Origin of the sequence: Facklamia sp. P13064 (assembly GCF_050409425.1) — a bacterium.
Classification (GTDB): Bacteria; Bacillota; Bacilli; order Lactobacillales; family Aerococcaceae; genus Facklamia.
This window is the reverse complement of record NZ_JBNUPM010000006.1, coordinates 40,179-57,497: the sequence shown is the minus strand read 5'-3', so window position 1 is coordinate 57,497 and position 17,319 is coordinate 40,179. Positions and strand designations below refer to the sequence as shown.

Here is a 17,319-nt window from a genome sequence, read left to right as displayed (position 1 = left end):
GGTTTTATTATGCTAACTAACCACTGTGCACGTCATGTATTAGAAGAAATCATTGCTCTATTTCCAGATGCTAAAGCAGAATTAAATTTCTCAAACCGCTATCAATTATTAGTAGCTGTATTATTGAGTGCTCAAACAACCGATGTAGCGGTTAATAAAGTGACGCCTGCCTTATTTGCCGCCTACCCTAGTCCTAAAGAACTTGCAAAAGCGAGCCCGCAAGAGATAATGCCTTATTTAAAAACAATCGGCTTGTATCGCAACAAGGCAAAATATCTCCACAAATGTGCCAATCAATTAATGGAACGCCATCAAGGTGAAATTCCTGGTAATCGTAAAGATCTTGAAGCCCTGGCCGGAGTTGGTCGTAAAACAACCAACGTGGTCTTGAGTGTCGGCTTTGGAATTCCTGCCTTTGCAGTGGATACGCATATCCATCGTATCTGCCTCCATCATCAGATTGTTGATCCTGGTGCGAGTGTTCGTCAAGTTGAAAATCGTGTAATGGAGGTCTTGGATAAAGACCAATGGACTCAAGCCCATCAATCTTTAATCCTATTCGGTAGGAGAATTTGTCATCCGCGCAATCCAGAGTGCCATAACTATCCTCAACTCTTTACTTGTCAAGAGGAGGAGTAGACCCTAGATTTGCACGATTTAGAACGCTAAGTTGTGGTGTCTTTTGGTCGAGGCGACCTTGCATTCTTTTAAAGATAGGATCAAGCATTTTAACCGTTGCCACTGCATAATCGCCTTTGTTTATCATGACACAATCTGAGCGAGCTCCCTCAGTGACATCAGTTACTTCAGAGCGACTCGGCACACCGGTTTTAATTAATTTATCGAAGACTTCTGTGCCCCAAACGACGGGGGCATCAGCTGCTTCAGCCATCCACATGATTGGCTGTGGAAGTTCGGCTAAGCGAATATAAACTCTTTCAACAGCTAAATCGCCACGCGCGATCATTAAAGCGAAAGGCTGCTAGCTCGCAGTTGTAAGATAATTTCAGCTAGCTTCGTAATGGCTTGGACGGTTTCTATTTTAACCATAATTGGCATATAACTCGCAGCCTTACCTAATTCAATTTGAAGTTGTTTTTGAATTTCTTTAATATCCTGAGCAGTTCTAATGCATGAGCAAGCAATTACATCGGCACATTGACAAGCAAAAGCGATACCTTGCTTGTCTTTTTAATTTAAAATATCTGTTTCAAAAATTGTTTGAGGAAAGTGAAGTCCCTTTTTCAGCTTTTTGGCGCTTGGATCTTCTCTTTACTTTTTTATCCCTAATACAGCATACTTATCATTTGCTTTACTCACTTTTGTAGTAATTACCCCATCATCAATTAAAACCGAATCTCCAATTTTTAAAGCAGAATAAATCGTCGGAATTTGACTTGCTCATATAAAAAGATCCATTCTACAATTAATCATTTGGCTAAGAGACGCCGATTGGCTTCAATCATAGTAAATCTCCAATTATAAAATTGTTTTAATGATTGGACTCTGCTTGGTGATTTATCTGAGCTTGGGTGAGATTGACATTTTTTCCTTTTTGAAAGCCGTCTTGATAGGCATGGTTAGATCGCGAAAAGGAAGGTTGATTAAATGTGAGTGAACCCGTTATTTCTCGGTTAAATTTTTCTTTGACAGCTTCTGGCGTTTGAATAATCAGGGCATACTTTTCATTTTCATTCATCATGGCTTGACGTTGGATATCAAACTTTTCCTTAAGTCCGTCCATAAATCCTTGATAATAGGATTTTCTCAACTGAGATAGAGGATTGCTGCTTAAATCTTCTTCACTTAATTCAGCTAGATGAATTTTAGAATAATACTTCATTGTATCCGCTGCTAAATTAAACATTTGAAAAGCAAGATCCACATCTTCTGGAAAACCCATTAAAACAATTTTGCGTTGAACCGAATGCTGATGAGGTAATCGGTTACTTTGGATATAAAACATGCAACGAAAATTATCGGCGATAATCCTAACTAAAACTTTTTCCCACCAATACAAGCGTTTATAGACTGATAAGGAGCGTAAAATGATTTCTGGACTTTTTTTATCAGAAACTTCTTGCTGAGAGATTTTATGTTTTAACATCAGTTTTTGAGCCATCAGCAAAGCAGTTTGGCTCTCTTCATCATTTCCGCCATCTTCAGCTAAAGTCAATAAATTTCGGATCTTAGCTAAAATCTTTTGATTAGTCTCAGACATCTCTACTTCCCTCCTTTTCTAACTATTTTAGACTATTTATAATTTTTTGCATCTTTAAGGGCAATGGACATTCAAAATGTAAGGGCTCATCTGTAACAGGATGTAATAAATCAATGGCCTTTGCATGTAATAGTTGCCCGTCTTTTTGATTAGCTAATTCCCCCGGTAAATTTTGAAGATTTCTGCGATAAAGTGGATCGGCTATAATTGGATGACCTATAGCTTCCATATGGATGCGAATTTGGTGAGTCCGACCAGTCTGTAACTTTAATTGCATTAATGTGGCGTATTGAAAACGTTCCAGCACTTGAAAATCAGTAATAGCTTCTTTACCCGAGGGATCCACATGCCATCTTAAGCGATTGGATGGGTCACGTTTAACAGGCATTTCAATATGTCCGGAGTCGCTTTCAACTTGCCCATTAACTAAAGCGACATAAGTCCTCCCCATGGTGTGATCCACCAATTGTTGACTTAAGTGACGATGGGCTTGATCATTTTTTGCTACTACTAATAAACCAGAGGTATCTTTATCAATTCGATGAACAATTCCTGGTCGGTAAGATTGAAAGCCTTGGGATAGCGCTTTTCCTAAATAATGATAGAGGCCATTCACTAGAGTTCCGTTAGTGTGTCCTTTAGCAGGATGGACAACCATCCCAGCTGGTTTATTAACAAGCAAAAAACTGTCATCTTCAAAGATAATCTCTAACTCCATCACTTCAGCAATCAACTCGAATTCTTCAGGGCTGGCTTCTTTTTCAGGAAAATCAATCGTAATCATCTCATCCCCTTTTAAAATGGCGTTAGCTTTTAAAAATTGATTGTTAACTTTTACTCTTTTTTCTTTAATTAATTTTTGTAATTGCGATCTACTAAAATTTGGATAATAATTAGTCAAAACTTTATCTAAACGGTCTTGATCTGCTTCATTATTAGAGAGCTTTAATGCTTCTGTCAAATTAAATCACTTCCTTCTTCGGTCCATATAACCATTATAATCAATAAAATAACGCCTAGAGTAAGCGCCACATCTGCCAAATTAAAAATTGGAAAATCAAACAGACGAATCTGTAACATATCTACTACATAGCCTCTCACTAAACGATCAATTAAGTTGCCAACTGCCCCTCCTAATAAAAGTGCATAAGCAAGTTTAGTCCAAAGGCTATGGTAGCGATTTTTCCAAATTAAATAAACTAAATAGAAAATCACTAAAAAAGTTACCCCTATTAAGAAAAAACGTTGGCCGGCAAATAAGCCCCAACCCGCTCCTGTATTATGAATATAGTTTAACTGAAAAAAATCAGGAATAATTTCTAGCGTTTGATTTAGCGTTAAATGATTTTGGGTCCATATTTTTAAAGCTTGATCCAGTATTACGATTATAGCCGTTATGATAAAAGTGGTCGTCATTTAATCCTCCTTGTCCAAATTAATTCTAATTTGTTATAATATTTGTGTTTACAATACCTATTATTATATACTAGATGTATTAAAAAGTTCAATTTAGATAAACTATAAATGAATGACAAGGAGAAACGATGAAAACAAAAAAAATATTAATCCTCCTAAGCCTATCTATTCTCATTATTGCTTGTGGAAACTCATTAGAAAGAGCTAAACGAACTGTTGGTCTCATCCAAGACAATGTTACTCTAATTATTGGAAATATTAGTGAAATTCAAAACCGTGAATTGGATCTTCAACAAGATTTTGAAGCGACCATTAATTTAAGTGAAGATTTATCCGGCTTTGGACAGAGTGATAATCCTCTTAACAAAAACATCGCAAAGCGCAAAGATTTATTAGCTGAAATGGAAGAAAGCCGTCAGCAATTACTTGAATTATGCCAAGAGCTTAAAGACATACCAGAAAACGATCAACTTCCCAAAGATCAAATAACAAAAGTTATTGAATATACGACCAATCTATGTGATAAAACAGATATCTATATTTCTAATTATCTTGAAAACATTGAAATAGAAGATCAGTCTTATCAATCTATCACTAGTGAAGAAATTGATCATGAGAGTTTCTTCGCTGTTTTTGATAATGTTAATCTTTTATATACGGAAAATAATATGAACTTAGATCAAATTCTCGAATACTTTGAACCTTTAAATACACTCTTAGTTAATTTAAAAGTCTACCTTGTTAATCTTACAGGCAAATAATTAGAAAGCGGTGATTTAAATGAATAAAAAACGCATTTTACAATTGACTTTACTTTCCTTTTTAATGCTTTTGCTAGTAGCATGTAAACCAAAAGTAGAAGATAAAAAAGAAGCCAAAAAAGTCCAACTTCCAGAAGTAGTCTTAGCCTATTCAGATGAAGAAGTAGTGGCATTCAACAACCGCATTAATCAAGGAGAAAATAATACTTATGAGGGCTTATCGCCTCACAATAATCCCATTCTTACCGCACCTGAGAAACTACCTTCTGTCCTCTTTTATGATTCAGGCATCGATATTACCTATCCTGAAGAAGGTGTTAAAGGCATTTATCTTGCTCCTTCTGTTTTTTCTGATCCTGAACGACTAAACTACCTATTAGATTATGTTGAAACCACCGCCTTAAATGCAGTGGTTATTGATTTTAAGGATGATGAGGGGGTTATTCAAACAAAATTAGAAACAGACAATCCTTTAGTTAATCAAAATTCTTATAACAATGTAGATATTAAAGAACTTTTGAAAGAATTAGAAAAACGTCAAATTTATCCAATCGCTCGCATTGTAACTTTCAAAGATCGACTAGTGGCTGAAGCAAAACCTGAATATTCCTTTAAAGATAGTGAAACAGGAGAAATTTGGCAGGATGGTAATGGTGCTAAATTTATTAATCCATTCCTTCCAGAAATTTGGGACTACAACATTACTATTGCTATCGAAGCTGCTAAATTAGGTTTTAAAGATATTCAATTTGACTATGTTCGTTTCCCTGAAGGTTTCCAAACTTTCTCAGATCAACTAGATTATAATATTGGTAACTATCAAACCTATGTAACCGATGACCCTGAAAAATTTGGACAAGAAAGGGTTTATGCCATTAATGATTTCTTAGAAGAAGCCAATGATAAATTAGCCCCATATGGCGCAGATGTTTCAGCTGATATCTTTGGATATACTGCAATTGCTGGGGACGCTCCTGATGTACGTGGAATCGGTCAAAATTTTGAACAAATTGCTGAAAGAGTCGATACGATTTCTTCTATGATCTACCCTTCTCACTGGGGTTTAGGATTTTTTGGTATACCGGCTCCTGACTTAGAACCTTATAACTTAGTTGATCAATATATGTATTCTGAAAACCTCATCCTAAAAAATATTACCAATGCGGCAAATAGTCGTCCATGGTTACAAGACTTTACTGACTGGAATCTGGCACCTGGTACCTATCAAGAATATGGACCTCTTCAAGTTCAACAACAAATTGTTGCTTTGGAAGAAAATGGAATTACTGAATTTCTTCTTTGGAATCCATCTGGTATCTTTAACGAAGGCGTAGATTACGCTCCTGAGTCTTCAGGTAATGAATACTATTACTAAACCATACAAAAAAGAAGCTGGATATTCAGCTTCTTTTATTTTATTATTTATCAACTTTTAGAGGACGTATCATGCGACCTTGCAGGTCGTATATGTAATCTTGAACTTTTTTACCGTCTCCCATAGCCTCGACTAAACGGTCGCGATAAGGCTCGGCTAATTCATCAAATAAAACTTGCTCATCTTCTAATAAATATTTCTTCCTTAAGGATTCAATTTCTCCTTGACTCCTTAATTTTACTTTCAATGAAGGAAGTTCCTCATCCATCTCCCTTTCAACAATACGATAATAATAATTATTATCCCCGTAAGTGATTTCTAAAGCTCCTGAATTGGTTCGTCTTTCCACAACATCTTTGTAATTATCTTTTTGTAATTCCCACCAAGCTTTTATCCCTCTGAGAGCTTCTGACTCTGTAGCGTAAGATCCATGTTCTTTCACAACATTATCACGACGATTCATCCAATAATTGGTATAAACTTTATGACTCATCTGATCATCCTTTCTAACTTAATTGACACTTTCATTATAACTATAAAGGTAAACGCTTTCAATGATTTTTGATTTTAAGCTCAAATATTTATTATAGAATATCAAAAGGAGGTGTCTTATGCCACTTATAAGCATCAAGGATGCTAGACCTTGTGATATTGACGATATTCAAACAATTTATAAGACTTTATTCAAAACAGTCAGCTAACTTTGGAAAGTCCTGTTCCTTCTAACCAAAAATTTGAAGAAAAAGTCACTCGCTATCAAGAAAGTCATGCCGTTCTTCTAATTCTTATGGATCAAGAGATAATTGGCTTCGCCTATGCCTACCCTTTTTCGCCTCGCAGAGCATATTAACATTCAGCAAATATTGCTATGTATTTATTAGCAGAGCATGATGAATGGACACTTAAAAATTTACTCTATCAAGAACTAGAAAGTCGATTAAAAGCCAAAGAAATCATCAACTTGCTTACATGTCTACCGATTCATCAACAAAATCAGATCGATTTTTAAAAACCTAAAGTTTTATAATCAGAGGAAATTTTCCTAAATTTGAACGCAAATTCGATCAAATTGGGGAATGGGTTTGGCTAAGTAAAGAATTATGATTTAAAAAGCTCGATAAGGACACTTAAATCCGTACCGAGCTTTTTGACTTAATATTTAGTAACTTTCTTTCCACGATAATCAAAGCGGTAATACCCTCGTTCTATTAATTGATCAGCGTATTTTTCCTCTAGATGCAAAATATAGATATTATCGTCCAATGTTGGATCGATAGTTAATTGATAATCTACAGCAGAGAAAAATTTATCTTCATCAATGAGACGTTGAATCATCACTTCAAAAGCACGTTTTACAAATCGGTCTTGAATTTCATTGTTTTTAAATTGAAAAATAGAATAAGTTTTAGCTGGTGGTAATTGAGTATAGGCTTGTTCAAAACTTTCACTGGATTCAATTTTTTCTATCGTTTCGATAGTTGTTGAGATTCTGATTTGATCAGATTCTTGAGATGAAATAGAACTTTCTTCAACCGTTGTTTGACTAGTTTGGTCAGGCTTGGTCTTAGTGCTTGACTCAGTTGTTTCTGTTGTTGAAAGTGCTAAGGATTCAGATGATTCCTTAGCAACTTGAGATTGTATTCCAAAACTTTGACCTGCTTCTTGAATAGAGTCACTTTTTAGCCGTAACAACATGGTAGCTGAGAATAGAATAATCATAATGAAAAACCAGACAATTGGGCTTTTAGGAGTTTTTACTTGTTTTTGTTTGTCTTGCAATGTTACTCTCCTCTGTTAACTGAGCTAGTATGCTCTAGCAAAATCAATAATCTCTTCTACTTTCATAGAAGAATCGCAAACTGTTTCTGTACGATTCGAATCAGCATAAACTAATCCAGGAACTGTGACAACGTTATATTTTTCACGGAACATTTGTGTTCCTTCTAGGTCATTTTGAGTTTGTGAATGTAAGAAATAAACATTTAAATCACTTGTAATCGCAGCTTCCGCTAACTTACTAACAAACAAACGGCAATATGGGCAAGTCTCACGACCTACAAAAATAAGATTCCCTTCTTTTGCTTCTATTAATTCAAAAGCTTCATGACTATCTATTTGCTTAAAGTGCTTAACTGCTTCATTAAAATCATTTATATCCATATAAAACGCCCCTTTCGATTAGGTTTATTATATCGAAAGTTTTTAAATAGTGAAACTAAAATAGATCCTCCTCATTGAAAAGATGATCTTGTATTCGCTTTTTATGCTGAAGCTGTTTAAAGTAGCGGTTAATTAATAAGGCGATTAAGCCAATTATCAATAGAGACCATGCGATATTGAGATAGAACTTTTGCTCACCAGTAGTTGGTAAAATTTGTGATTTTTTATCATTTGATTGCGTCTTGTCTTTTATATTTTTATCTTTATCAGAGGGTTTAGCTAAATTACTGGCTTTTTTGCCTTTAGTCTTATTGGCTAGTTTGTCTTTTAAGAAGGCTAAATTATCCTGTTTATCCGTTTCATTTGCTATTTGCTTATCTTCTAGTTTGAGTAACCCTCTATCATTTAGGTTCTTTTTGACCTGATCTACTGGCTGATCATGCTTTACATCTTCTTTAGCCATATCTGTTGATTCATTATTAGGCGTTTGAGTTTGAAGTAAGTCTTTTGCCTGATATTCTAATAAATAGCCCGAATCAGCCCCTAAATTAGCTGACCAAGTCTGATTATTCTCATTATATAAAACTAATTTCATTTGATAACGGTCATGAAGTGTTTTAATTTGTTGGATGTTTTCATCACTAATTAATTGATGCTGGTTAAGATAATTTGCAAGATAATGCTTAAGATTTTCAAATAATTCACTATTAATTAGATAAAAGTAATGTAATTGGCTTTCTTTTAGATTTAATAAATTACTATAAACAGTGTGATAAACTTCAGCCTTATTATTTATATAATAATTATTCAAGGCTTGGTAAGCCATCACTTCGATATCAAATAAGCTCAATTCTTTTGCATATTGGTAAGAGGCAAAAGTAAAATCATCTAATACAATCACTTCCTTGTCAGTAAGCTTATTATTTAGTTCTTCAACAGTCATCTTTTTATTAAAAAGATCATAAATTTGTTGAAAAGTAACTTTAGCATAGGCTTTGGGGACAATCTTTTGTAAATAATTATCGATTGAGACGATTAAAGTCGCTAGATCAGAAGCGTCTAATTGCATATTTTCTTGATTGATAAGGTAAGCAGTTGTTGAATAAGGATAAAGCTGGCATTGACTAAGTTGGGCCATTGTTTCCTTACTACTTTGAATTTGATCCCCTAAAGTTTCGTTATCATAGAGTAATTGTTGGTATTCTGCTTCTAATTCGGCTTGTTCACTAATATATTGATCCAAAATTTGATTCAACTCTTCAATGTAAGCTTGCCATTCTATAACTGTTTCATCTTGACTGATTAAGGCTAATTGCTCTTGAGCAGATAGGGAAACAAAATCTTGCTGCTCAATTGATAAATTTTGGTAAAGAGTTTCAATGACCTCTTCCAATGCAAGATTTGCCTCGTTCAAGGAATTGCTAGGCCCTTCTTGAATAGAAATAATTTCTTGGTTCAAAATTTGATAGCGTTCATTAATGGCTGTCATGCGCACTTGATTGGCTTCAAATTGATTTTGTAACTCTTTATCTGAGATTATTTCTTGACTATTTGAAGAAGTCAGTGGGGTCTCTCTTAAAAGTATTTGACAAGCTTCTAAAGATACCATATTTTTATCGGTTTGGCTTTTGAGATAAGTCATTTCACCTTTTTGAGCATGAACATTCGGTAAACTGAAACTTTGAGTAAAGAGCATTAAAACAACTATTATCCTTTTCATAATTCACCCAATCCTCTATTTTGTAAGTAACTAGTTGTAAATACAGAATAGAGAGCAAAAAGATGCTATCCTTTATAGAGTTAATCTAAATAAGGTACAAAATCAAGGTCTTTTTCATAGTTAGTGAATCGTTGCTCTACTTCTTCATATAAACGATCACCGTTCCACAGACCAAAGTCTTGAGCCTTTGCTAATGGAATTACTTGATAAAAAGACCATTCTGGATAGCCAACATTATAAGTTGGCATCAATCGCATAGAATCTAAAGTAACTTTTCCATCAACATCCATCTTAAAGGTATACTCTCCAATTCCACCGACTTTTTCATATGCTCTTACTTGGCCGGACAAAAAATTACCATGAGAATACCAAGCACCTTGATGATCGTTAAAACGTTTCATGGGTTGCATAATGTGAGAATGTCCTCCTAGAACAAAGTTTGCTCCTGCATCAATAGCCAATTGAGTTAATCTAATTTGAGAATCAACTGGTAAAAAAGCATCTTCGCCAAATTGATAAATAACGATAGCTACATCACATTGTCTTTTTAAATGTTGAATTTCTAATGGGATAAGTTCTTCATCAATCAGAGTCACTAAGTATCTTTCATCTTGAGGAATTGGGTTACCATTCGTACCATAAGTATAATTTAAAAATCCTACTCGAATGCCATTTTTTTCAATGATCCGTAGACGGTTGTAATCGTCCCAAGATGAATAGGATCCGACATATTCCATTTTCTTATTTTTAAGAATTTCTAATGAAAGATGCGCCCCCTTAGCTCCGAAATCCATGGTATGGTTAGTGGCGGTTGAAACAATATTTACATCCATCGCTAATAGACTATCGACAATTTGATCTGGAACATTGAAGAAAGGATAAGAAGATACTCCCATTTGATTTCCGGCCACCAAGGTCTCCATATTGGCTGTCGTGATATCAGCATTAGCGACATATTTTGCCACTTCTTTAAACATTGGATCAAATTGATAACTCATTGAACCAGTTTGGGCACTCCAATAAACACTATCATGTAATAAAATATCGCCAATTGATCGAATGGTTACATATTTTACTTTAGTATCTTCTTTGACTGCTTGAGTTTCTTCAGCCCTAACCTCTTCTTCTGCATAAACTCTCGTAAAAAATGGCTTAGAAATAAAGAGAATCATCCCAAAGAAGTTAATAGCGAACACATACTTCAAAATTCGATTTATTCTTTTCATCACATTACCTACTTTATCTGAAATTTTAAATATATTATAACAAACAAAACCTTCTTACTCTAGCTTCATTGAATTAAAAGAACTTATTTAAATATAAGTTAATTTAGATAATTTTTAGAACAATTTTAACTTCTAAAGATTAATAGTGCTTTTATCCTAATTAAGATATAATAGACATAAGAAGCAGAAAGGAGTTTACCATGTATAAGCAATCGACCAAGAACGCCACTTCGAAATATTTTACCTCCGTCAAGACTAACCACCAACAAATTAAACCCTTTAATCGTTTAGTAACCATTAAAAGGGATCGATCACAAGCTCTACTACGTTTTAATAAGCCAGTTATCCTAACTGAACATAAAGGATTAGCTCTATTAGTGATGACGGATACTCCAGATAAAAAAGAATCCTTTCAATTTTTTATCTTACAGAATGCGGTTCAGCTTAATGCGGGTGTATACTTTAATACCCTCTCTCTAACTGCAGAATGTAAACTTTATTTGGAACCCAGCCAAAATGAAGAACCACAAATTATTACTTTAAAAGAAGCTATAAAGGTAGAAAAAGAAATAAAACGCCTTAAAATTGAAAATGTCTTCGGTCTTGATTACCAAGTCTACTCAAGCGGTGAACGGATACTCAACCATCCACAAAATTACTATGAGTTAATTATCGTCGATCAAGGACAAGCTTCGATAGAAGTAAGCTATAATAAGCAGATTCTTTTATCAAAAAATTCCGCCTGGTTAATTTTTCCAGGACAAAAAAATCAAATTGCCTTTAAAGAAGAAGGGATGACTACACTGATTTCCATTTTATTTTCTGGTCAAGGCTTAGCCGAATCGATCGCTCAAAGGCCAATTCATCTTGGTCATCGTCAAATTCAACTTGTAAGTCGCTTGGTCAATTTAGCGGCTATTTCTGAGGATAAATGTCCTTTCTATTATGATGAAATGGTCACAAGTCTCCAATTAATACTTACGCAAATTCACAACGGTGAGAATAAAACAGAAACTGAAAGGTCTACCTCCATGCGAGAAAATTATGAAAATGACTTGTTCCAATCAATCATTGATTTTCTCCAAGAGAATGTCGGTCAGCTTCATCAAGTAAATGATCTGGTAGAAGTCTTCAATATTTCTCGCTCCAGCCTCCAAAGCTTATTTAATAAATATATAGGACAAACCCCTAAACAATACATTAACAGCTTACGTTTAAAACAAAGTAAGCTATTAATTCATGAATCTAAAATGACTCTTTCTGAAATCGCTAATGAATTAGGATATGGTTCCATCCAATATTTTTCAAGAGCTTTTTCGAAAGAATTTGGTATTAGTCCTTCTAACTATGCCAAATCAATAGTGAAATAGTTCATTTCTATGTAAAGAAATCTCTTCAATAGGCCCTTACTAGCTTAAAGGGCCTATTTGTTTTATAATAAATAACAGACATTTTTGAGGAGTGAGACGATGACATTTGATGGATTTTTTACACGAGCTTTAGTAGAAGAGTTACGATCACAATTAAAAGCAGGACGTGTACATAAAATTTACCAACCCTTTGAACAAGAATTACAAATAGTTATACGTGCTAACCGAACCAATCATCGCCTAGCCGCCTCGGTTCACCCGAATTATTTTTCTTTATACTTAACTCAAGAGAAATCAGCCAATCCACAACAGGCCCCTATGTTTTGCATGTTATTAAGAAAATACTTGGAATCTGCCTTCATTATTGATATCAAGCAATATGAGAACGATCGGATTATTGATTTCTATTTTACCGGTCGTGATGAAATAGGTGTTGACCAAGAATACCTGCTAACCTTTGAATTGATGGGGCGACACTCAAATATCCTTCTAGTCGACCAGAATAAACAAACCATTATTGATTGTATTAAGCATGTTCCAGATAGTCAAAACGCTTATCGTTCACTCACTCCAGGAGCAGAATTCAAGCGACCTCCCCGCAACAGACAACAAGTAAACTTATTTGAATTGAATGATTCTCAATTGTTTGAATTTAGTCATCAGAATGAAGCGATTCTAAGAGAAGGGAGAGCCTTCCAATGCGTACAAGGAATGGGAAAACTTCTTGCACAAGAGATTGCTTTTTGGATGTCTGATGAAGGTGGGAATCTATCTAGTTTGGCCAGTTTAGAAAGAGTTAAATCAGCCATTGAATTCCCCTCTCCTACTCTTTATCAAACGGAAAAAAATGTTTATTTCTATGCTTTTAAATTGGCAAATTTACCAGGAACAGAAGTGGCCTTCGATTCTCTTTCCGAATTAATTTATGCATATTCTCACCAAAAGGTTCATTTAGATAGGGTCAAGCAATTATCGGGTAATATTATTCATAAATTAAAGCAAGTGATTGATAAAAATCAAAAAAAATTGAAAAAACTTTCAATTGACCGACATGTTGCAGCAAGTGCTGATGACTATCGCATTAAAGGTGAACTTTTAAATGCCTTTGCCTATCAAATTAATGATAAGGAATACCAGGTGACCTTGGCTAATTTTTATAATAATGACGAGCCAATGGATATCCAATTAAATCCTCGATTAAATGCTGTTGAAAATGCTCAAGTTTACTTTAAAAAGTATCAAAAATATCGGGATGCTCTCAAATATATTAATCGTGAAGAAAGCTTAACCCGCGCTGAGATTGATTATTTAGAAGGTATTTTAGTCCAACTTAAGCAAGCTGATCTTGAAGATGTTGAATCGATTAAGCAAGAATTAATTAATGAAGGCTATGTGGGACAGAAGCCTTCTTCAAGTAAAAAGCGAGCAAAAAACCAATCTAAACCCCGTCGCTTTAAATCTAGTGATGGTGTCATGATTTATGTCGGTAGAAACAATCAACAAAATGACGACTTATCCCTCAAAAAAGCATCTAAAAACCATTGGTGGCTTCATGCAAAGGACATCCCTGGTGCCCACGTTATTATCGAAAGTGATAAACCTAGTGAAGAAACCTTTGTAGAAGCTGCTCAATTAGCGGCCTATTATTCTAAATTTTCACAATCTGCTAATGTGCCTGTTGATTACGTCCAAGTTAAACATTTAAAGAAACCTAACGGTTCTAAACCTGGCTTCGTTATTTATGAAGGCCAAAAAACACTTTATGTGACACCTCAGGCATCTGTTATTAAACGTCTTTCATTAAAAGAATAATGAATTCCAGCCCCCAACTTTAATATAAAGTTGAGGGCTGGAATTCATTTTATTTGTTAAATGCTGCTGTTAATGGAGGAACCACTTGTTTCTTACGTGAAACTACTCCTGGTAAATTAAATTGATGATCTTCAACTTTAGTATTGAAAGCTGCCTCTACAACACTAATATCCGCCCCTACCACCAAACCAATAGAATCGGATTCTAAGACATCCGTAATCACTAGCACATAGAGTTTAAGATTCATTTCTTTTCGCTTATCTTCCATTACTTTTAAAAGATTTTCTTTACGACTTAAAATCTCGTCAAAGCCGATAATGTTTGTCTGACCAATACGAATATTTTGATCGTTCATGACAAAGTTTTTAGCATCCCCATCAACAATTTCCTCATCCGATTGCTTACTAAGATCAGCTCCAGCCTTTAAAAATTCTAAACCATATGATTGAATATCAACTTGGGCTATTTCAGCCAATTTTTCAGCGATTTCCTTGTCTTTTTCGGTTGTTGTTGGAGATTTGAATAACAAGGTATCTGAAATAATAGCAGATAACATCATGCCGGCAATATCTGCTGGAATTTCATAGCCATATTCTTGAAACATCTTATAAAGAATACTGGCTGTTGACCCTAGGGGCTCCGCACGGTAATAAAGAGGCTGAGCTGTATTAAAGCCTGAAATGCGGTGGTGGTCAATGACATAATCAATTTGAACTTGATCAATATCGTCTATTGATTGTTGTGGCTCATTGTGGTCCACTAGAGCAACTTGGCTCACTTCATTAGCAGCTGTATTAATAATTCTTGGTGGTTGGATACCAAATTTTTCTAAAGCAAAAGCTGGCTCACTTGATATTTCACCCAGTGCGACTGCTTCTGCTTGGTGTCCTTCTTGCTTTAAGAAATAGGCAAAAGCGATGGCTGAAGCAATAGTATCTGTATCTGGCTTTTTATGCCCAAAAACTAAGTATTTTGTCATATTTATCCTCCTAAATTAAATTACAGTCTAAGTTTATCACTTTTTAATAAATTTTTGAATCCTTATTGACATAGGATAATTAAAGTAAGTTTTTAAAAAGATAAAAATAATAAATATTTTCAAAAATTTTTACATGATTATTTAGTTAGATTATAGGCTTTTGCTTTAATATAGATTAGCTATATTGATAATACAATTTAATATTATGTTTTTCTACTTATGGTAGAATTATAAAAGAAATAATAAAGGCATGATTGTGTGGATGCGTTTTAACTAGACCTAATGGTCTTATTTTCATTGTTTTATCCATGATCGCAGTTGCGTTATTCTTGCAAAGATACAAAGTTTTTAAATCGTTAGGACCGGTCCTGACTGTTGTTGTAATTGGAATTATTTTTTCTAATACAGGAGTCGTGCCTATCAGTCATAAAGTGTATAGTGCTATAAGTTCACTTCTAGTTCCCGTCCGTATTATTATTTGCATGCTAAGTATGGATTTAGTTGAGTTAAAAAAGTAAAAATCCGGTGATTGCTTTAAGTTCAGGCATTTTATCTCTTATGGTGATTGCAACTATCTTAGCCTTCATTTTTCCCCTTATATGGATGAAGGATAAAAGATCGCTGGGACGTTTGTTGCGACCTACACTGGTGGTACTCCTAACTTAACGACTATTGCAACAGTTTTAGATGCTAGTCATCAAACCATTGCGGCTGCTAACGCGTCAGATTACGTTATTGCTACCCCTTTAATAATCTTTATGCTCGCCGCGCCACCTATGCTTAAAGCTTCAAAAGCTTGGGAAAAGTTTTGGCCTTATCATTTAAGTGAAGAAGAACCTTCAACTAGTGACACGAAAGCATTGATGTCAGATAAAGAGTGGTCCATTAGAGAAACTGCTTAGCTATTAACCATTGGTTTTGGTATAAATATTTTGACTACAGCATTTTCAAAAGCTTACATGCCGGAGACTATTTGGAAGGCTGTTCGTTTAATCTTGTTAACGACCGTTTTATCGGTCTAGCTCAATAATAAACTATGTGCTAATTTAGATTTAGGACTCTTCTTATCCTTAATGTTTTTTCAACTATTAGTTTTGCAGTTGACTGGCAGCAATTTGTAGGTTCTACCTTAACCATGACATTTTAGTTTTTCGAATGTTAGTTGGAGGTTTGACTTTACACTTGTTGATCTGTCGTCTATTTAAGATAGAATATGGATACATGATTCTTTCAATTGTTGGTTGTATCGTCGGTGGTCCAACAGCTTCTCTAACAGCAGCAGCAGCTAATTGGAAGTCTCTTATTGATAGTGGTTTAATTTTAGGAGTTTTAGCAGGAGCTGTAGGTAACTATGTAGGTATTGCTGTCGCTTATTTTACAAAATTCTTAGTTGGCGGTTAATTGATCTAATTACTAATTAGAAAAAATTGCTAAAAAAAATTCTGTAGCCACCCATTAAATTTGAATGGTTACAGATTTTTTTATTATGATTTTAGGTAGCCGGTATATTCTGCACAGCGCAGTATACGGTTGGCATTTTCGACTCTTTCTTTAGTTGGAGGTTCTACACCTTCTAATTTGTATCGATAGCCTAATGCAGTGTATTTATAAACACCCATCATATGGTAAGGTAAAACTTCAAACTTTAAGACGTTATTTAAACTGGCTACATAATCGGATAAACGGTATAAATATTCATCAAAATCCGTTCTTGTTGGAACCAATACATGACGGATCCAGACGGCTTTATTAATATCTGATAAATAGCGTGACATTTCAAGAATATTATCATTTGGATGGCCGGTTAGTTTAATATGGCCTTGACGATCGATATGTTTTATATCAAACAAAAGCAGATCCGTATACATCATCAGTTCTTGAAATTTACTAAAAAAAGGCTCTTCATAAGTGAAAGGCTGGCCACAAGTATCTATGGTTGTATGTACTCCATTGGCCTTACATATTTTGAAATATTCGATTAAAAAATCCATCTGTAATAAGGGTTCCCCACCTGATACAGTGACTCCCCCTTCATTTCCCCAGAAAGCACGATACTGAATGGCTTCATTAAATAAGTCTTGTGGGCTGTATTCCTTGCCACCCGTCATCTTCCAAGTATCTGGGTTATGGCAAAATTCACATCGCATTCGACAACCTTGCATAAAAGATATAAAGCGAATACCCGGTCCATCAACTGAACCAAAACTTTCTGTGGAGTGAACATAGCCTTTAATTGCTTGTGCTACTTCTGACATTTCAATTCCTCCATCTAACTTTTA

The 17,319-nt window shown here is 34.7% G+C and carries 18 protein-coding genes and 1 pseudogene; 7 read left to right on the top strand and 12 right to left on the bottom strand.

From position 1 onward, the window contains the following. Window positions 1-6: 6 nt before the first annotated feature. Window positions 7-639: an endonuclease III gene (gene nth / locus ACQV2S_RS03870; protein ID WP_428875221.1), complete on the top strand. Its 633-nt coding sequence runs from the start codon at window positions 7-9 to the stop codon at window positions 637-639. Here the strand turns inward: nth and ACQV2S_RS03865 are convergent. The 5 genes and pseudogenes from ACQV2S_RS03865 to lspA all read right to left on the bottom strand — a co-directional run bounded on the left by ACQV2S_RS03865 (window position 617) and on the right by lspA (window position 3,637). Further along, window positions 617-967, bottom strand: a complete 351-nt coding sequence (locus ACQV2S_RS03865) for a pyruvate kinase (RefSeq protein ID WP_428885048.1) — start codon at window positions 965-967, stop codon at window positions 617-619. The genes nth and ACQV2S_RS03865 overlap by 23 nt on opposite strands. Beyond that, a pseudogene (locus ACQV2S_RS03860) lies at window positions 967-1,179 on the bottom strand (hypothetical protein); the annotation flags it as partial. The pseudogene ACQV2S_RS03860 and the gene ACQV2S_RS03865, both read right to left, overlap by 1 nt. Before the next feature lie 313 nt (window positions 1,180-1,492). After that, complete coding sequence (locus tag ACQV2S_RS03855; RefSeq protein ID WP_428873387.1) at window positions 1,493-2,221, bottom strand: DUF2786 domain-containing protein; 729 nt, start codon at window positions 2,219-2,221, stop codon at window positions 1,493-1,495. Window positions 2,222-2,243: 22 nt separating this feature from the next. Next, window positions 2,244-3,182, bottom strand: coding sequence for an RluA family pseudouridine synthase (locus tag ACQV2S_RS03850; protein WP_428875189.1), 939 nt, complete (start codon window positions 3,180-3,182; stop codon window positions 2,244-2,246). After that, the gene (lspA, locus tag ACQV2S_RS03845) at window positions 3,179-3,637 is read right to left on the bottom strand and encodes a signal peptidase II (protein ID WP_428873391.1); all 459 of its coding nucleotides are present in this window, start codon (window positions 3,635-3,637) and stop codon (window positions 3,179-3,181) included. Before lspA ends, ACQV2S_RS03850 begins: the two co-directional genes overlap by 4 nt. 128 nt (window positions 3,638-3,765) lie before the next feature. On the opposite strand from lspA, the gene ACQV2S_RS03840 reads away from it, so the two are divergent. Together ACQV2S_RS03840 and ACQV2S_RS03835 are read left to right on the top strand one after the other, a co-directional pair. Further along, on the top strand, window positions 3,766-4,398 hold the full coding sequence (locus ACQV2S_RS03840; protein WP_428873392.1) for a YkyA family protein: 633 nt from the start codon (window positions 3,766-3,768) through the stop codon (window positions 4,396-4,398). Window positions 4,399-4,417: 19 nt separating this feature from the next. Further along, complete coding sequence (locus tag ACQV2S_RS03835; protein ID WP_428873393.1) at window positions 4,418-5,773, top strand: putative glycoside hydrolase; 1,356 nt, start codon at window positions 4,418-4,420, stop codon at window positions 5,771-5,773. A gap of 43 nt (window positions 5,774-5,816) precedes the next feature. On the opposite strand, the gene ACQV2S_RS03830 is transcribed toward ACQV2S_RS03835, so the two are convergent. Then, window positions 5,817-6,266, bottom strand: a complete 450-nt coding sequence (locus ACQV2S_RS03830; protein ID WP_428873394.1) for a hypothetical protein — start codon at window positions 6,264-6,266, stop codon at window positions 5,817-5,819. A 375-nt stretch (window positions 6,267-6,641) separates the two neighbouring features. Between ACQV2S_RS03830 and ACQV2S_RS03825 the strand changes: the two genes are divergently transcribed. After that, a complete protein-coding gene (locus tag ACQV2S_RS03825) occupies window positions 6,642-6,782 on the top strand; it encodes a hypothetical protein (RefSeq protein ID WP_428885047.1) in 141 nt (46 codons plus the stop codon). Between the two features lie 143 nt (window positions 6,783-6,925). On the opposite strand, the gene ACQV2S_RS03820 is transcribed toward ACQV2S_RS03825, so the two are convergent. From ACQV2S_RS03820 to ACQV2S_RS03805, 4 genes are all read right to left on the bottom strand, one after another. After that, window positions 6,926-7,552, bottom strand: a complete 627-nt coding sequence (locus ACQV2S_RS03820) for a hypothetical protein (RefSeq protein WP_428885046.1) — start codon at window positions 7,550-7,552, stop codon at window positions 6,926-6,928. 24 nt (window positions 7,553-7,576) lie between these two features. Next, window positions 7,577-7,933: a thiol reductase thioredoxin gene (locus ACQV2S_RS03815; protein WP_428873397.1), complete on the bottom strand. Its 357-nt coding sequence runs from the start codon at window positions 7,931-7,933 to the stop codon at window positions 7,577-7,579. Window positions 7,934-7,988: 55 nt separating this feature from the next. Continuing rightward, window positions 7,989-9,653 (bottom strand): LPXTG cell wall anchor domain-containing protein, encoded by a 1,665-nt coding sequence (locus tag ACQV2S_RS03810; protein WP_428885045.1) that lies wholly within the window; start codon window positions 9,651-9,653, stop codon window positions 7,989-7,991. Between the two features lie 80 nt (window positions 9,654-9,733). After that, window positions 9,734-10,879: a CapA family protein gene (locus tag ACQV2S_RS03805; RefSeq protein WP_428885044.1), complete on the bottom strand. Its 1,146-nt coding sequence runs from the start codon at window positions 10,877-10,879 to the stop codon at window positions 9,734-9,736. A gap of 200 nt (window positions 10,880-11,079) precedes the next feature. On the opposite strand from ACQV2S_RS03805, the gene ACQV2S_RS03800 reads away from it, so the two are divergent. Together ACQV2S_RS03800 and ACQV2S_RS03795 are read left to right on the top strand one after the other, a co-directional pair. After that, the gene (locus ACQV2S_RS03800) at window positions 11,080-12,249 is read left to right on the top strand and encodes a helix-turn-helix domain-containing protein (protein ID WP_428885043.1); all 1,170 of its coding nucleotides are present in this window, start codon (window positions 11,080-11,082) and stop codon (window positions 12,247-12,249) included. 99 nt (window positions 12,250-12,348) lie between these two features. Further along, a complete protein-coding gene (locus ACQV2S_RS03795; RefSeq protein WP_428873401.1) occupies window positions 12,349-14,061 on the top strand; it encodes an Rqc2 family fibronectin-binding protein in 1,713 nt (570 codons plus the stop codon). Between the two features lie 49 nt (window positions 14,062-14,110). Here the strand turns inward: ACQV2S_RS03795 and ACQV2S_RS03790 are convergent, their stop codons facing one another. Continuing rightward, window positions 14,111-15,040: a manganese-dependent inorganic pyrophosphatase gene (locus ACQV2S_RS03790; RefSeq protein WP_428885042.1), complete on the bottom strand. Its 930-nt coding sequence runs from the start codon at window positions 15,038-15,040 to the stop codon at window positions 14,111-14,113. Between the two features lie 1,155 nt (window positions 15,041-16,195). Between ACQV2S_RS03790 and ACQV2S_RS03785 the strand changes: the two genes are divergently transcribed. Continuing rightward, a complete protein-coding gene (locus ACQV2S_RS03785) occupies window positions 16,196-16,441 on the top strand; it encodes a DUF819 family protein (protein ID WP_428881773.1) in 246 nt (81 codons plus the stop codon). An 83-nt stretch (window positions 16,442-16,524) separates the two neighbouring features. Here the strand turns inward: ACQV2S_RS03785 and pflA are convergent, their stop codons facing one another. Next, a complete protein-coding gene (pflA, locus tag ACQV2S_RS03780) occupies window positions 16,525-17,295 on the bottom strand; it encodes a pyruvate formate-lyase-activating protein (RefSeq protein WP_428873406.1) in 771 nt (256 codons plus the stop codon). Window positions 17,296-17,319: the final 24 nt, after the last annotated feature.

Coding starts and splice junctions, on each gene's coding strand:
- ACQV2S_RS03815 (WP_428873397.1), bottom strand. CDS start 7,933: ATGGATATAAATGATTTTAATGAAGCAGTTAAGCACTTTAAGCAAATA.
- ACQV2S_RS03790 (WP_428885042.1), bottom strand. CDS start 15,040: ATGACAAAATACTTAGTTTTTGGGCATAAAAAGCCAGATACAGATACT.
- ACQV2S_RS03800 (WP_428885043.1), top strand. CDS start 11,080: ATGTATAAGCAATCGACCAAGAACGCCACTTCGAAATATTTTACCTCC.
- ACQV2S_RS03825 (WP_428885047.1), top strand. CDS start 6,642: ATGTATTTATTAGCAGAGCATGATGAATGGACACTTAAAAATTTACTC.
- ACQV2S_RS03805 (WP_428885044.1), bottom strand. CDS start 10,879: ATGAAAAGAATAAATCGAATTTTGAAGTATGTGTTCGCTATTAACTTC.
- ACQV2S_RS03835 (WP_428873393.1), top strand. CDS start 4,418: ATGAATAAAAAACGCATTTTACAATTGACTTTACTTTCCTTTTTAATG.
- ACQV2S_RS03830 (WP_428873394.1), bottom strand. CDS start 6,266: ATGAGTCATAAAGTTTATACCAATTATTGGATGAATCGTCGTGATAAT.
- ACQV2S_RS03795 (WP_428873401.1), top strand. CDS start 12,349: ATGACATTTGATGGATTTTTTACACGAGCTTTAGTAGAAGAGTTACGA.
- pflA (WP_428873406.1), bottom strand. CDS start 17,295: ATGTCAGAAGTAGCACAAGCAATTAAAGGCTATGTTCACTCCACAGAA.
- ACQV2S_RS03855 (WP_428873387.1), bottom strand. CDS start 2,221: ATGTCTGAGACTAATCAAAAGATTTTAGCTAAGATCCGAAATTTATTG.
- ACQV2S_RS03810 (WP_428885045.1), bottom strand. CDS start 9,653: ATGAAAAGGATAATAGTTGTTTTAATGCTCTTTACTCAAAGTTTCAGT.
- lspA (WP_428873391.1), bottom strand. CDS start 3,637: ATGACGACCACTTTTATCATAACGGCTATAATCGTAATACTGGATCAA.
- ACQV2S_RS03840 (WP_428873392.1), top strand. CDS start 3,766: ATGAAAACAAAAAAAATATTAATCCTCCTAAGCCTATCTATTCTCATT.
- ACQV2S_RS03785 (WP_428881773.1), top strand. CDS start 16,196: ATGTTAGTTGGAGGTTTGACTTTACACTTGTTGATCTGTCGTCTATTT.
- ACQV2S_RS03865 (WP_428885048.1), bottom strand. CDS start 967: ATGATCGCGCGTGGCGATTTAGCTGTTGAAAGAGTTTATATTCGCTTA.